The sequence below is a fragment of the Streptococcus sp. 27098_8_66 genome (assembly GCF_041431945.1).
Lineage (GTDB): Bacteria > Bacillota > Bacilli > Lactobacillales > Streptococcaceae > Streptococcus > Streptococcus dentalis.
The window spans coordinates 55,216-70,464 of sequence record NZ_JAPVYS010000001.1 but is presented as its reverse complement, the minus strand read 5'-3'; the positions used below and the strand labels follow the sequence as shown (position 1 = coordinate 70,464).

At 45.2% G+C, this 15,249-nt stretch carries 12 protein-coding genes; 3 read left to right on the top strand and 9 right to left on the bottom strand.

Features of this window, described 5'->3' with window-relative positions; translation table 11 throughout:
- Nucleotides 1–25: 25 nt before the first annotated feature.
- Together thrB and O3642_RS00360 are read right to left on the bottom strand one after the other, a co-directional pair.
- Nucleotides 26–892: a homoserine kinase gene (gene thrB, locus O3642_RS00365; protein ID WP_371605148.1), complete on the bottom strand. Its 867-nt coding sequence runs from the start codon at nucleotides 890–892 to the stop codon at nucleotides 26–28.
- Nucleotides 893–894: 2 nt separating this feature from the next.
- Complete coding sequence (locus tag O3642_RS00360) at nucleotides 895–2,181, bottom strand: homoserine dehydrogenase (protein ID WP_003010956.1); 1,287 nt, start codon at nucleotides 2,179–2,181, stop codon at nucleotides 895–897.
- Nucleotides 2,182–2,356: 175 nt separating this feature from the next.
- Here O3642_RS00360 and O3642_RS00355 point away from each other — a divergent pair, with 175 nt between their 5' ends.
- The gene (locus tag O3642_RS00355; RefSeq protein WP_371605147.1) at nucleotides 2,357–3,235 is read left to right on the top strand and encodes a polysaccharide deacetylase family protein; all 879 of its coding nucleotides are present in this window, start codon (nucleotides 2,357–2,359) and stop codon (nucleotides 3,233–3,235) included.
- A gap of 185 nt (nucleotides 3,236–3,420) precedes the next feature.
- Here O3642_RS00355 and O3642_RS00350 read toward each other — a convergent pair whose 3' ends face one another.
- Complete coding sequence (locus O3642_RS00350) at nucleotides 3,421–3,990, bottom strand: HD domain-containing protein (RefSeq protein WP_155126096.1); 570 nt, start codon at nucleotides 3,988–3,990, stop codon at nucleotides 3,421–3,423.
- Nucleotides 3,991–4,089: 99 nt separating this feature from the next.
- Nucleotides 4,090–4,659, bottom strand: a complete 570-nt coding sequence (locus O3642_RS00345; protein WP_371605146.1) for a TetR/AcrR family transcriptional regulator — start codon at nucleotides 4,657–4,659, stop codon at nucleotides 4,090–4,092.
- 129 nt (nucleotides 4,660–4,788) lie between these two features.
- Here O3642_RS00345 and O3642_RS00340 point away from each other — a divergent pair, with 129 nt between their 5' ends.
- Nucleotides 4,789–5,631 (top strand): DegV family protein, encoded by an 843-nt coding sequence (locus tag O3642_RS00340; RefSeq protein WP_371605145.1) that lies wholly within the window; start codon nucleotides 4,789–4,791, stop codon nucleotides 5,629–5,631.
- Between the two features lie 193 nt (nucleotides 5,632–5,824).
- On the opposite strand, the gene O3642_RS00335 is transcribed toward O3642_RS00340, so the two are convergent.
- From O3642_RS00335 to O3642_RS00325, 3 genes are read right to left on the bottom strand one after another with little or no spacing between them, the layout of a single operon-like run.
- The gene (locus O3642_RS00335) at nucleotides 5,825–7,471 is read right to left on the bottom strand and encodes a hypothetical protein (protein WP_371605144.1); all 1,647 of its coding nucleotides are present in this window, start codon (nucleotides 7,469–7,471) and stop codon (nucleotides 5,825–5,827) included.
- On the bottom strand, nucleotides 7,461–8,204 hold the full coding sequence (locus O3642_RS00330; protein WP_003010968.1) for an ABC transporter ATP-binding protein: 744 nt from the start codon (nucleotides 8,202–8,204) through the stop codon (nucleotides 7,461–7,463). Before O3642_RS00330 ends, O3642_RS00335 begins: the two co-directional genes overlap by 11 nt.
- A gap of 39 nt (nucleotides 8,205–8,243) precedes the next feature.
- A complete protein-coding gene (locus O3642_RS00325) occupies nucleotides 8,244–9,875 on the bottom strand; it encodes a M20/M25/M40 family metallo-hydrolase (RefSeq protein WP_371605276.1) in 1,632 nt (543 codons plus the stop codon).
- Between the two features lie 208 nt (nucleotides 9,876–10,083).
- On the opposite strand from O3642_RS00325, the gene O3642_RS00320 reads away from it, so the two are divergent.
- Nucleotides 10,084–11,565 (top strand): alpha-amylase, encoded by a 1,482-nt coding sequence (locus tag O3642_RS00320; RefSeq protein ID WP_371605143.1) that lies wholly within the window; start codon nucleotides 10,084–10,086, stop codon nucleotides 11,563–11,565.
- Between the two features lie 188 nt (nucleotides 11,566–11,753).
- On the opposite strand, the gene trxA is transcribed toward O3642_RS00320, so the two are convergent.
- Both trxA and O3642_RS00310 read right to left on the bottom strand, forming a co-directional pair.
- On the bottom strand, nucleotides 11,754–12,068 hold the full coding sequence (trxA, locus tag O3642_RS00315; RefSeq protein ID WP_003002728.1) for a thioredoxin: 315 nt from the start codon (nucleotides 12,066–12,068) through the stop codon (nucleotides 11,754–11,756).
- Nucleotides 12,069–12,165: 97 nt separating this feature from the next.
- Nucleotides 12,166–15,195 (bottom strand): CocE/NonD family hydrolase, encoded by a 3,030-nt coding sequence (locus O3642_RS00310; protein ID WP_371605142.1) that lies wholly within the window; start codon nucleotides 15,193–15,195, stop codon nucleotides 12,166–12,168.
- Between the last annotated feature and the right edge of the window lie 54 nt (nucleotides 15,196–15,249).

Here is a 15,249-nt window from a genome sequence, read left to right as displayed (position 1 = left end):
TCTTTCATTTGTGTTACATTAAGGTTTATTTCTCAACACGAACACCAAATGTGTCAATTTTAAGTTGGAAGATCTGACCATCTAGCCCGAGCTTTTCGAGAGCTGCGACAAATGTGGCTGTATGCTCTGGGGCTATGAGGTTCATGATTGTTGGGCCTGCTCCTGACAGATAGGTGGCGTAAGCCCCATGCGCATGTGCTACTTCTTTGACCTGAGGGAACTCTTTGACAAGAGATTGACGGTAGCGTTCGTGGAAATGATCTGACTCGATGGAGCGACCAGCCGTCAGCAAATCTCCCTTGAGGAGAGCTGCAATAGCGACATTGGCTACGCTACTAGCTGCAACAGCTTCCTTATAAGACCATTCTTTCGGTAGGACATTTCGACTATCACTGGTCTTCAATTGGTAGCTCGGTACAAAAGCCACAAGGTCACAGCTTGGGAAGTCAGCCGTGACATATTGGACATCTTCACCGATGTAGCTCGCAATGACCATATTCCCAAAAATAGCTGGAGCTACATTATCCGGATGACCTTCGATCTTGGTCGCGATGCGCAATTTCTCAGCATCTGATAGCTGGAGGTCAGCTAATTGGTTGGCCAATTCAATCCCTGCGACAATGACCGAGCTAGAAGAACCCAGACCACGCGCCAAAGGTACTTCACTGGTCATCTTGATCCGATGGGGTTGCATATCAGTTGAGATAGAAAGAGCTGTTGAGAGCAAGAGGTTTTTCTCATCTGTCGGAATCCCTGCTCCAAGATCATGCTCAATGAACCAAGCATCAGCTGGTTCAAGGACTTCAATGGTCAAATAGCGAGTCACGGCAATCCCAACCGAATCAAATCCTGGACCGACATTGGCACTGGTTGCTGGAACAATAATTTTCATGCTTATTCTCCCAAGACTTTAAAGGTATTCAAGAGTTCGAAATTCGCCTCTGAATCCAATTTTTCAACCAAGTTCTTGAATTGAGTTTGGTTAACTTGGTGAGTAATGATGACAACACTTGCATAGTGACCATCTGAGTCTTCTTGGAGGATTTGCTTGAAGGAAGCTCCTTCTGCATTAAAGATCTCCGCAAGACGCAAGATTTGACCAGTCGCATCTGGTGCCTTGATTGAGAAGTAATAATTGTTCTTCACGTCTTCTGGCTTAGCCAATTGAAGAGGGCGACTGTATTCATTGAAGGCTTTACCAATCGTTCCTTCTTTTAGTCGACGGACAATGCGAACGAGGTCGGCTACGACACTTGTCGCAGTTGGTTTTTGACCAGCACCTGGTCCGTAGTACATAGACTCACCAATACCGATGGATTCCACATAGACCGCATTCATGACATCATTCACTCCTGCGAGTGGATGTTGTTTTGGAAGGAAGGTTGGTGTCACTTCTGCTGCGATCCCTGACTCTGTTTCAACGATAGAGCCGACAAGCTTGATGACATATCCAAGGCTTTGGGCAACAGAGACATCCTGAGGAGTGATCTGGCTGATTCCTTTGTGACCTACTTGGTCAAATTGGATATTCATTCCAAAAGCGAACTGGCTCAAGATCACCATCTTGTAGGCAGCATCGATTCCTTCAACGTCATTAGTTGGATCACTTTCAGCGTAACCAAGACGTTGCGCTTCTGCTAAAGCATCTTCATAAGTCCAGCCTTCTTCGACCATTTTGGTCATCATGAAGTTAGAGGTTCCATTGACCACACCAAGAACCTTGGTCACCTTGTCTGAGGCCAAAGAATTCACCAAAGTCCGAAGGATTGGGATCCCACCAGCTACGGCAGCTTCATAATAAAGGGCCACTTGGTGTTTTTTTGCAATCTCTAGCAACTCGCTTCCATGAACGGCAAGAAGGTCTTTGTTAGCAGAGACTACGTGCTTCCCTGCTTCCAGCGCACGGGTGATAAAGGTCTTAGCTGGCTCGATACGACCCATCAATTCAACCACGATGGCAATGTCCTTGTCTTCAATGATCTCATCGACATTGGTCACAAAGTTGTAGTCGTGACCCGCCGCTTGCAAGCTTTTCATCTCCGCATCATCTCGAACCAAGACCTTAGCGATCTCGATTTCATCTTGAGCTGCCTGGGTGATTTTTTCATGGTTTTCTTTTAATAAAAATGGTACGCCACTTGCAACAGTACCAAATCCTAGTAAGGCAATCTTAACAGACATCCTATTGACTCCTTGAATTTTCTATAGTAGCTCCATTATAACAAAAACTTGAGCGTTTGACAGCCAATTGCCTTAAAAATTCTGAATTTTCATGACAGGATCTGCCTGTAGCAAGTTCTGGAAAAGAACATAGAATTTGTGGTACAATAAAGAAAATAATGAAAACGGTGACACTATGAGTAAACGAAGAGTACCTAAAAAAATCAAAGTCCTACTTGGAATCAATGCCCTCCTACTGGTCTGTATCTTTATTTGTAGCTTTCTTCTGATCAAACGGATCACTCAGCCGAGTGACGGAAATACAAGTGGCACTGCCATGACGCGCTCACTAGAGGAAGGTAGCTCCTCTATCGAGTGGACTCGGGTGAAAAAGCCGGTCAAACTGCCCATCCTCATGTACCACTCCGTGCACGATATGGCCGAGTCCGAAGCTGCCAATGCCAATTTGATTGTCGATCCAGAGACCTTTGAAAGCCAACTAAAGGCCCTAAAAAAAGCGGGTTACTACACCCTGACACCTGAGGAAGCCTATCGCATCCTCGCTAAAAATGAAGTCCCCAAAGGAAAGAAATTTGTCTGGCTCACGTTTGATGATGGTGTCGAAGATTTCTATACCATCGTCTATCCGCTTCTTAAGAAGTATAAGATGACCGCCACTAACAATATCATCACGGACTTTACCCAAAAGGAAAAAGAAAATGTCCTGACCTTTGACCAAATCAAAGAGATGAAAAATGCTGGCTTGACCTTTGAAAGCCATACGGTCAATCATCCAGACCTAGCCAATTCCAGTCTTGAGACCCAAAAGAATGAGTTGGTCGCTTCTAAACGCCTGCTAGATAAGGTGCTAGATCAAAATACCAGCGTTATCGTCTACCCATCTGGTCGCTACAGCCAGGTCACGATCGACCAAGCCAAGAAAGCTGACTACAAATTAGGCCTCACCACTAAAAATGGACTAGCCAGCTCCGCTGATGGCCTCTATGCCCTCAAACGAGTCCGGATCCTTCCAACCACTACAGGAGATGATCTCCTAGCCATGATCCAAGAATAAAGAAAGAGAGTGGGACAGAAATCGGTAATTCGTTAGAATTCGATTTCGTTGTCCCACCTCCGCACAGTTGAGTAGGGCTGTAAAAGCTGATGAAATCAGCGTAGTAGAGCCCACTCAACCACTGCGTCTTGCTCGACAATCCAAAAATAATTGAGAGGCTAGGACTTTTGTCCCAGCCTCTTTTGTTAGAGTTCCTTCTCTAGTTCTTTTAGAAAGATGATTAAAAATTGATGGCGACTTTCTGCTATTTGCTTAGCAGTCTCCGTGTTCATTTCATCTTTTAAGAGGAGCAACTTGTCATGGAAATGTTGGACAGTATCAGTAAGGGACCTCCCTTTGTGACCACCATAGGAAAAAGTTCGCGCAATTCCTACAGCTCCTATCGCATCCAGGCGGTCAGCATCCTGGACAATCTTGCCTTCTAAGGTTTCTGGATGCTTACCGCGATTTTTGCTGAAAGAAACAGCATTGATAACCCGACAAATCTGGTCGATTTGGTCTTGAGGAATACCGATTTCTTCTAGAAACATGCGAGCATTCGCATTATTCTCAGTTTGAAACAATTTATCATCATCAGCATCGTGAAGAAGAGCTGACAAGGCCACTATCTCCAGATCACATGGACCTTCTGCTTGTGCGATTCTCATTGCATTGGTATAGACGCGGAGGGTATGCTCCACATCATGGCCATCCGCTCGATCAGCAAATAAAGTTTTAACATACTGCTTAGCAGCTTGGAGTCGTTCTTCAATCATCGTTCTTGTCCTTTGTACAATCTGTGCTCAGTTTAATCTATTCATATGAGCTCGTTATGGAGAAGAGCAGTTTACTTTAAAACCACCTCTCGGTGGTGATTACTTCTTCTTTTGTGGAAAGAGGGGGAGGCCTAGGGTCGCGATCTTCTCGGCGGGGATCTTCATGCCATCCTTGATCCATTTGGAGATGACAGAGACAATGGCTGAGCTCCAGAAGGAATTGAGGTAGCTGCCAGCGCCATTCGAGGAGTTGCCATTTCGTTTTTCTAAAAAATCATAGACTGCCTTGGTCAAGAGCCGCTCGAAATTATAATCAATGGCTAGACTGATGATCTTGGCTTCTTTCTTGACTTCCTTAAAGAGATAGACCCAGACTTGATAGAGGTCTGTCTTGAGGTTGTAGCCATCTAAAGACTTGGTAATCTTTGCGATACTAGATTGAAAGATGGACTCTAGAATCTCTTCCTTGGAATCATAATTACGGTAAAAAGCTGCTCGAGAGACACCTGCACGCTGAACCAGCTCAGAGATAGTGATCTTTTTCAGATCTTTTTTCTCCAACAATTGCAGGAGAGAGGTTTCGATGGATTCTCGTGTAATCGCATTGTTTTCTCGGTTAAATCGTTTGAGATTTTCCAAGGATTTCTCGGATATTTTTCTTTCTGCCATAACATTTACTTTCTATCTGTCTCACCTGATGATATCTGCTTGGATAGCATTGCTCTTCATGATATAATTGTAAAAGAAGACATACTACTTGTCAATGTACATTTTTATACAATTATGAGGTATGAACTGATGAAATGGAAAATTATTGCGGATTCAGGCTGTGACTACCGCTCTTTGGACATTCTTGCACCGGATACGGAGTTTGTCAGTGTCCCATTGACCATCCAAGTGGGTGATACCATCTATACAGATGATGCCCACCTCAATATCGATCAGATGATGGAGGAGATGTATGCGACTACGACTGCTTCTAAGTCTGCCTGTCCGAGTCCTGATGACTACATGAAGTCTTTTGAAGGGTCTGAAAATATTGTCGTTGTGACCATCACTGGAACCCTTTCTGGTAGCTACAATAGTGCTGAGGTAGCTAAGAAGATTTATCTAGAAGAGCATCCGAATACCAATATCCACGTCATCAATAGCTTATCAGCTGGGGGTGAGGTGGACCTAATCGTTCGCAAGCTTAATCAGTTGGTCGCTGAAGGCCTCGATTTTGATCAAGTGGTCGATGTGATCACGACCTACCAGTCTAAGACGAAGTTGCTCTTTGTTTTGGCCAAGGTTGATAATCTGGTCAAAAATGGGCGTCTCAGCAAATTGATTGGGACTGTTGTCGGGCTCCTCAATATCCGTATGGTAGGCGAAGCTAGTAAGACCGGTACCCTTGAGTTGCTTCAAAAAGCACGGGGTCAAAAGAAAGCGATCAAGGCTGCTTTTGATGAACTGATCAAGGCGGGGTATGCTGGCGGTCATATCACCATCGCCCACCGCAACAATGAAAAATTTATCGAGCAATTCTCTGCATTGGTTCGAGAAAAGTTTGCCCATGCAATGATTGAAGTCCTTCCTACTTCTGGACTTTGTAGTTTCTACGCTGAAGAAGGCGGCCTCCTCATGGGCTATGAAATTTAAGTTACCACTAAAAAGAGGCTAGGACAAAAGTCCTAGCCTCTCAATTGTTTTTGGATTGTCGAGCAAGACGCAGCGGTTGAGTGGGCTCTACTACGCTGATTTCATCTGCTTTACAACCCTACTCAACTGTGCGGAGGTGGGACGACGAAATCGAATTCTAACGAATTACCGATTTCTGTCCCACTCTCACTTTTTATTCTCCGATCTCTTGGTAGAGAGTACGGATCTTTTTGCGGTAGATGGTATAGCTGATTCCTGCTCCAATTAGCAACAGGACACTATAAAGGATCGCAGCTAGCAGGGTGCTGACGGAATGATAGGTCCAAATGAAGCTGACAATGATCAAGAGAAACATCACAAAGAGAAAGACAATTAAGAGAATAGACTGAAGAACTGCATTCCCACGATGACGGGTCATCAACTCTGTGATATTGGTCCAATTGGTGCTAAAGTTCTGAAAATCTTTGACATAGTCTCGAATGCAGATCGGAATGGTGGTTACCACCCAGATCAATAACATAGCTAGGATAGCCAAGGGATGGACGCCAAAATAGAGACAAACGCCAACTAGAAGAATGACAGGAAGGATGGATTGCACCAGATAGAGCAACCAAAACTTCATAAAGAGATAGCGTTTGAAATCAATAGGGAGGGATCTCAAGTACTCAAAGTTTTCGCGCTCTAGCGAAATACCGATACTAGTCAAGCCTCCAAAACTATTGAAAACACCAATCAAGATGGCAACAAGGGTCAGTGGCACCAGATACTGGGGCGTCAAGTAAGAACTGAGTCCTCCTATATTTTTAGACGCTCCTGCTGCTCCACTGAGGAGGAAAATATATGGCAGAATACTCATCATCAAGAGGACTTGCACCATAAGGGTTCCATCGCTCAAGAGTCTGCGATGATACTGAATGACAAATCGCCTAAAGGAATCTTTCTGACCAACATGGAGCACTTTCACGCGCTCTTTGACGGTTTGGTTGGTCGCAACTGCAAGGGCTGCATCATAGAACTGCGGGATCACAATTTTTCGAACCAGGCCGATCAAGACCAGAAGGACCAGGATCCAGCTCAGAAGGCCAAGGATCGCTTCTCCATCAAAAGGATGGAGGATGAACTGATGAAAGGCCGTAAAAGGTGGAAATAGAATGGGAATCTCTGCGCCCCCCGACACTTCTAGCCGATGGGTCTGGACTAGATTCAGATAGAGATAAGCTCCTAGACTCAGAAGAGAACCAATTCCGACCATGATGTTGGAGACCAGGGTCGTGTGTTTTTTGAAAAAGAGGGTCTTAGTGATCAGATGGGATAGGATGATCGTCGCTAAAAAGAGAACGCCTAAGAGAATTAAGGCACAAAAGAGGCCTAGCAGGATCCCTAACAGATTAAAGCCGCCTGCTTGGACAGGCAGGATCAGAAAATAGCTGACCAAGGGAAGGATAGCCATGAGAAGGGTCAGGATGACCGAGATACTCTTTCCAGCAATGACTTCCGCATCTGAGAAGGCATAGGGCCGGTAAAACTGGAGGTCCTTGCTTTCATAAAAGACATTGTAAAAGCTCATAAATCCTTGGGAAATGGTCATCAAGGAAAAGAGGGCCACCATATTGACAAAGAAGGCTGGTTGGTTCACAAAATCATAGATACTAAAGAGCAAGCCAAATATGACGAAATAGACCAATCCTAAAAAGAGGTAGTTGAGCACCGATTTGCGGGCGACATTGAGTTTGACGTCCGGTTTTTTAGCCTGTTTGGCACGTAATTTTGCGATCTGAGCGGGCTGACTGGCATAGATGATATTGACATTGACCAGTTGCTGGATAATCTTAAGACGCATGATCGCCACCTTCTTCCTTCCGACCCGCTAGGCTGAGATAGATACTTTCCAGACTTTGTTCGGGGTGCTGGCCCTTCAATTCCTCGATCGTCCCATAGAAAATGAGATTACCCTTTTTGAGAATGGCGATTTTATCACAGAGTTGTTCAGCTACTTCCAAGACGTGGGTAGAGAAAATAACCGTCTTGCCGCGATCCGCATGCTGGCGCATCATTTGTTTTAAATCGTAAGAAGCCTGTGGGTCCAAACCGGTCATCGGTTCGTCCAAGACCCAGATATCTGGATCTGACAAGAGGGCTGCAATGACGAAGACCTTCTGGCGCATCCCATGTGAAAAGGATTCAATCACTTCATAGCGGTGGCTCTGAAAATCAAAGATCCTAAGAAGCTCTTCCAAGCGTTGATCACAGTCTTTCTGACTCATATCATAAGAGGTCGCAACCAACTCCCAGAATTCATTGGCTGTGAGACGCAAGAAAAGATCTGGCGAATCTGCCACATAACCGATCTTCTTTTTGATCGCAAGTCGATGGCTATAGAGGTCCTGACCATCCACTTCAATGGAACCAGTAGTTGGGGTGATGACACTGACCAGGCTCTTGATGGTCGTTGACTTTCCAGCTCCGTTGTGGCCAATCAAGCCGACAATTTGCCCGTCTTCGATGGTCAGATCCAAGTGGTTGAGGGCAATGTGCCCATCGTAATCTTTGGTAACTCCGTGAAATGTAATCATGTTAACTCCCTAATTGATCCTCATTGGGACCGTTTTTTCTTATTCTGTTGATAAGCGATCATCGAAATGGTAGAGCAATTCTAGTAAATAGTTTGGAATGGTCTCCAAGAAGTCTTCTTTGTAGACCCGCTCTCCTCGCTTGTGCAATTCTTTCCCCCAAGGGCCTAGATTGACCGCTGGAACCTGAATTTGGGCAATTTTTTCCAGATCCAGATCATAGACCTGGGCTGGTGTGGCTAGGCTATCTAGGACGACTTGATAAGAAGCCACATCCTTTTCCAAGGCGCAATAACTGGTGTCGTTAATCCCCATAAAGTATTCTTCCACTTTCAAGAGGTAACCTCTTGTGTCCAGATACTCGCGGTAATCAGTGATGAGGGACACGATATTGAAATCGGTATTGTCTAAAAAGCGACAATTCATGGAAGGATAATATGGGGGCGCAAAACCGATGACCACCATAGGATCCTTATCTCCGAGAAACTCAAGGAGCCGCTGGATTTGCTGAATCGCAAGGCTCTGGTAGCTGGTCCCATTACGAAAATCTTGCTCCGCTTTTTTATTAGAAGCTTCTCTAAAGGCTTGGTAGCCCTCTATGGCTTGGCAACGTTCCTCTAGTTCTTGATAGGTGATGACTCTTGGCCTTGCAATCATATGTTCTTGGCCAGCCTGATCCTGCAAGTGCTCATACTTCTTGTAAAAGGCGTCCAAGGCCTCTTGACTAAGCTCATAGATTCGTTGCATGAGCTCTTGGGGTGTTTTCTTCAAATGCAACACACTGAAATAACCAGCTGCATAAAGCACGGTCGATACATCGTATTGCTCCTTCAAATCTCTGAGATAGGACCAAGAAGGAAGGGGAGACGTTTCTCCCAAGGCCTGATCTGCCAGATCGGGATGAAGATCTAACTGGCCTGCAATGGCTACTAAGAGGGACAAGGCATTGATCCCTTTAAGGGGCTCCTTCATATGGGACAAGACACCTTGCGCCACAACGACCGGCATGAGTTTGCCGACTGTGCCGATGTGAAGGACCTTTTCTTTTCCTACTTCTGATTCAAAGGGTTCTGAATCCACTGCTAATACATAATTCAGATCAAACTTTTCCTGCAAATCTGTGAGGAGGCCCAAGGCTCCTCGCATCCCACGTGAATAGGATTCCTCGTCTCCAACAGAGAGATAGAGCAGATTGACCTGACCTTCCACGGGATCTGCAGCATAGGCTTCCAGAACCCCCAATTGAAGGGCCAATGCTGCTTTCATATCGCAAGCCCCTCTGCCAAATTTCCACTCCCCAGAAGCTAAATCTTCCTGCATATCTGGTCGCCTATCTAGTGTTTTCAAGGCTTCTGCTACTTTATCAGAATCGAGTGCGATTTCTGCCAAATTTCCATAGTCTTCTAAATCGACTGTATCATGGTGGTGGAAAAGTATAACTGTTTTTTTCTTGCCCTTATCAACTAAGGCCCAATTGACCGACCGATGCAAGTGGTCCTGTGGCACCTGATAGCGCCCAAAGTGATCCGGATGTTCCTTGAAATAGGGGATCTGGGCAAGCCGTTGATCCAGGTAGGCTTCGATTCCTTGCTCAGTCTCAGTGTTGGTAAAGCTTGGGATCGCCAAGGCTTCGGTAAAAATCGTTTCGATGCTCTCTCTATTGGTGGTTTTCACTTTCAAACCAATCCTCCTTTGATATGATCAAACTATAAAATGAATAGAAATATATGTATCAGACTGATATTTCTACGTAAATAAAATGCTACTTTTTATATTCTCACTTCATTTCTTTCATGTATGCGATTTCTTTTCTAGAAAGGGCTTGCTTCCAGCGCAAAAGTTTGTCGCATCCAACTATTTTTGGTAAAATAGGGACATTCACATGAAAGAAGAAATAAAAATGGAAAATCAAACCTTAATGCAATATTTTGAGTGGTATTTGCCCGCTGATGGGAACCACTGGACGCGTCTTGCTGAAGATGCGCAACACTTAGCAGACTTGGGTATTCGCAAGGTCTGGATGCCACCTGCCTTTAAAGCTACTTCTAACAATGACGTTGGGTACGGAGTCTATGACCTCTTTGATTTGGGCGAGTTCGATCAAAAAGGAACGGTTCGTACCAAATACGGTTTCAAAGACGATTATCTTCAAGCCATTCAAGCCCTCAAAAATGCAGGGATTCAACCAATGGCCGATGTCGTTCTCAACCATAAAGCTGCTGCAGATGGCTTAGAAGAATTCGAGGTCGTTGAGGTCGATCCGATGGATCGAAACAAGGTTCTCACTGAACCCTTCACCATTCAAGGATGGACCAAATTCACCTTTGATGGCCGAAATGGCGCCTATAATGACTTCCACTGGCATTGGTACCACTTCACCGGTACGGACTACGATGCTTCACGTAATAAGAGTGGGATCTACCAAATCCAAGGGGACAACAAAGGTTGGGCCCATGGAGATCTGGTTGACAAGGAAAACGGAAACTACGATTACCTCATGTACGCCGATATCGATTTCAAACATCCCGAGGTTGTAGAAAATCTCGATCAATGGGCTGAATGGTTTATCGAAACGACAGGGGTTGAGGGCTTCCGTCTGGATGCCGTCAAGCACATTGACTCCTTCTTTATGAAGAATTTCATCCACAATATTACCAAAAAATATGGTGAAGATTTCTACGTCTTTGGTGAATTTTGGAATGGGGACACAGAAACCAACGATGAGTACTTGGAATGCATTGATTACCTGTATGACCTGGTCGACGTAGCCCTCCACCAAAATCTCTTCAGAGCTAGTCAAGAGGGTGAAAATTTCGACCTTCGAACTATTTTTGATGGAACACTAGCGCTCAATCATCCTGAACAGGCCGTAACCTTTGTGGACAACCATGATACCCAGCGAGGGCAAGCCTTGGAATCTACGATCCAAGAATGGTTTAAGCCTGCAGCCTATGCCTTGATCTTACTTCGTGAAGCTGGTTTGCCTTGTGTCTTCTATGGAGACTACTACGGTATCAAGGGCCAATTTGCGCAAGAAAGTTTCCAAGAGGTCCTCGATCGCCTCTTATGGGTTCGTAAAGATCTGGCCTACGGGGAACAAACAGACTACTTCGATGATCCTAATTGCATCGGTTGGACACGCTCAGGTACAGAAGAATCAGCACCAATCGCCTGCTTGGTTTCGAATAACCAAGCTGCTACAAAAGTCATGGAGATCGGCTCATCCTACGCAGGCCTCACCTACTATGATGTCTTAGAAAATTGTAGCGAAACTGTCCAAGCTCAAGAAGACGGTACTGCTGAATTCCCAGTGGCAGAGCGCTCCGTCAGTATCTGGGTAGCCCAAGATACAGAGGGCCAATAACCTTTATATGTAATGTTCTCCTAGGATCGACATTGTCCTAGGAGAATTTTTTCCTGTAAAAATTTTATAGGAAATACAGCTTCATTTTAGCACTATAAGAAAGCGCTGTCAATGGGTGTCGCGTCTATTTAAAAGAAATAAAGAGCATCAAAAAACTCGTTTTCCATATTGGAAAACGAGTTTTCATTTTAGCTCAATTCTGCAATGATTTCTTTCAATTGGGCTTTCGTATGAACTCCAGCCACTTGTTTGACAACTTGTCCATCTTTTTTAAAGAGAAGCGTTGGGATCGACATGATACCGAATTGACGTGCTGTATTTGGATTTTCATCTACATCCATCTTACAGATTTTCAAATCATCTTCATGTACTTCTTCTGCTAACTGATCCAAGATTGGAGCTTGCATGCGGCATGGTCCACACCAAGTTGCCCAAAAGTCAATCAAGACAAGTCCTTGGCTGGTTTCTTGTTCAAAAGTTGCATCTGTGATTACGTGTGCCATATTTCCTCCTTTTTCAGTAGTGACTACTGATTCTGCATTTCTACTTTTATTTTACACTAAAAGATGTCATTTTAGAAATATTTGCTACGGGGAGTCCTTAGGCATCTTCTCTCTTTTTGCGCCAAAAGATGAGACTTGAAGCTGTTAGGCTGATCACACCTAAGAGACCCAGAGCATGGTCTTTGCTGCCTGTTTGTGGAAGCATATTGTCTGCTTGTTCTCCTTCTACTGCAGGAGTCGCAACCTTACGAGCTTCTACCAATCCTTGTGAAACAAATTGAGGGCCATAGGATACTGCTAGGGCACGATGAGGTTGCTCTTGTGTAGCTGATCCTGTCTTCATCTCCTCTACCTTGTCAGGAGTATTTGGACTTGGTTGGACAAGGTGTTCTGGGCTTGGAAGCCTATATTCTTCCTTGTAGTGCACTTCTGGAGCGACTAGAGCAGCTCCTTCTATTTCTGGCAATTTCGCATAGTCAGTATCTGTTGCACTTGGTACATAGGCTGCCTTTTGAACGCGGGTCTTTTCGACAATTGGAATCGCAGCCTGGATAGAATCTGTCTTGAAGGTCACTTCATATGGATGCTCCACCGTTAAATCAGACGGGTCATAGGTGTTGAAAACAAGCGCTAACTTGTGACCTTTCTTAACTGTATAAAGATTTGGTTGGAGATAAACCGTGTAATCGTGGTATTCACCAACTTTTGGCTCGATGCTTGCGCGTGAGCTTGCTGAATCGTAGCCAGACTCAGGATTCGCAAGGTTGATCCAGCCTTTTGCGATCACCTTGTACTTGGTCTTGATGGTTTCGTATTCGGCAACAGATAGGTTGCTTAAATTGCTTCCCATCCAGAAACCGTCTGCTGTTTTATCTTGCTTGACGCTACCATTTCCTACCACGTCAAAGTCCTCATCTGCCACATCTACCAAGAGGGCGTTGATTTGGAAATTCTTTCCTTGACCCTTGGCAAGAGCTGCCTTGAAATGAACAGGGATGTGGCCCTTGATCGTAGTGTCCTCAGTAACATCAGAAACGAAGGTCAGATTGGCCTTAGAGGAGGCTTTGCTGACTGTTTCATTACGGTTAGCGATCTCAACACCTGCAGCCGCATAATCACTAGAAATGGTTTCTTCTAGACGTTTCGAGCTTGCATTCAAGAAGAGACGTTGATTGCTCTTCCAGTTATCATAGCTTGCCCACTTGCTTGGATCATAGTTGTTTTGAGCTAGAACCGCTGGCAAGCTTTCGACGTGATTGTCCACACCGTAGAGGTAATGGGTCAGCCAGGTATTGAGCAGGTCATAAAAATCCTGACCATTGGCGGTGATGCCGTATCCCCGTGACATAGCCGCTGGGTAGACGTGATCTCCTTGGTGGAGATAGAGCTTGACATCTTGCCCTGCTTTCTTGAGAGCATCATACATGAGTTCAAAGTGTTTGGTCTTGACATTGTCATCATTCAAGCCATGGACGATCAGGGCGCTGGTCTTGAGATTTTCCGGATGAAGGGTATAATCCCGCTCCTTCCAGACATCACTGTAGTTGCGATCATGAGCGTACTGGTCCTTGTTCAATTGGTTGATGTAGCTGGAATAGTTTTGCCAAATACCTGCCCAGTCGTCTTGGTCCAGCATTCGCGTGCTAACGTAGAGGGAAAGCCATGAAAGGTCACTATAAGGTGCATTGCCAAATTGGGTTCCTTGGCTATTGAAATAATCATACCAAGAGGCAATTCCTGCTGCCGGAACGATGGTCTTCAATCCTTCTACGCCTGTCGCTGCCACACCAAAGGTCGTTGTTCCAGCCCAGGACAGACCCGTCATGGCGACATTGCCTGTAGCCCAGTCGGCCTTGATTTCAACATTGCTAGTCTTATCGGTGTAGGCCTTGCGTTTGCCATTGACCCATTCGATGATATTCTTGAAGGCATTGATTTCGAGATCAGACCCCGTCGTGTTAAATCCTTCTGATCCCTTGGTACCAAGTCCAGCGCTAGAGATAAAGGCATAGCCTCTGACCAAGAAATAGTCGTACCAGTTCAGATCTTCGTAGTCATAGATATACTCGTAGGGACTGTAGTAATACCAATCCGATGCCTTGGCTTTTTTCGCTGCTTCTACTGTTGTTTCACTGCTTACTGGCTGTCTCTTTGCAGGTTGACTGTGCAGTTTCTTCATATCGTAGCTACCGTCTGTTGGAAGCCCCAAACTTTCAAGAGTCACGTAGTTTTCGTCTAGTGTCCCCGCTACGTAAGGGCGCGCTTCGAGAATAGTGGCTGCCTTAAAATCGCCTTGCGCGACTGCTTTTGGTAATTGAACAATGGCTTTGACCAAGTCTGGCTTGCCATCTGCATCGGTGTCATAGTCCGTTTCGACATAGACTGGGAAACGTACAATTTGGCTGTCTTCATATTTGTAGTCTTGGTCTTCTTTTTTTCCCGTCGTATAAGGAAAAATAGGCTGGGCACGACCATTTAAAAAGAGCGGACTTTTCTTTTCAGCCCGGTAGGCATCGTAGAGTTTCTTAGCTGTTTCATACATCTTGGCCAATTCTGGCTGACTGACCTTACGGGTCAGATCTTCTGATTTTTCAATCAAGCCTAAACTCTTGGCAAAGCGTTCGCGATCTGCTTGGCTTTGGCCCAATTGGCTAGGATCTGTTGCTGCCCATTGAAGCAAGCCATTAACAGCATCTTGGACCGTCAACTCATTAGAGGCCTGATCCGCTGCAAGGGTGGTACCTGTGACCTTTGCCAAATCCTGAGATGTTACCGGAGCTTCTGAAGTAGGAGCAGATTGAGGTACAGCTTCCCTGTTTGTTGCTGCTGGACTTGCTACTGGGACAGTCGGCTCACTTTGTCTTGTGTGTTCTTCTGTAGCAGGGGCTGCTTGATTTGCACCTGCCGTCCGATCCAGTGATGCCTCATTCGAGCTTGCAGCTTCTTCACTAGTGGCAGTACTTGTGTCACTTGTTGTCGGTCTTGCTTCGGTAGCTGGAGCATGGACCACTTCTGTCGATGGGGCTAACTCTTCCGTTTGCTCATCTGCTGCTACTACTTGATGCAAGACCATCGGCGCGATCAGTAAACTCGATGCGACAATGGAAACCATTGTTTTCTTTTTCATGTCAGTCTCCTTACTTTTTTGTAATCAACACTTCTATTATACTTTGTAAGCGTT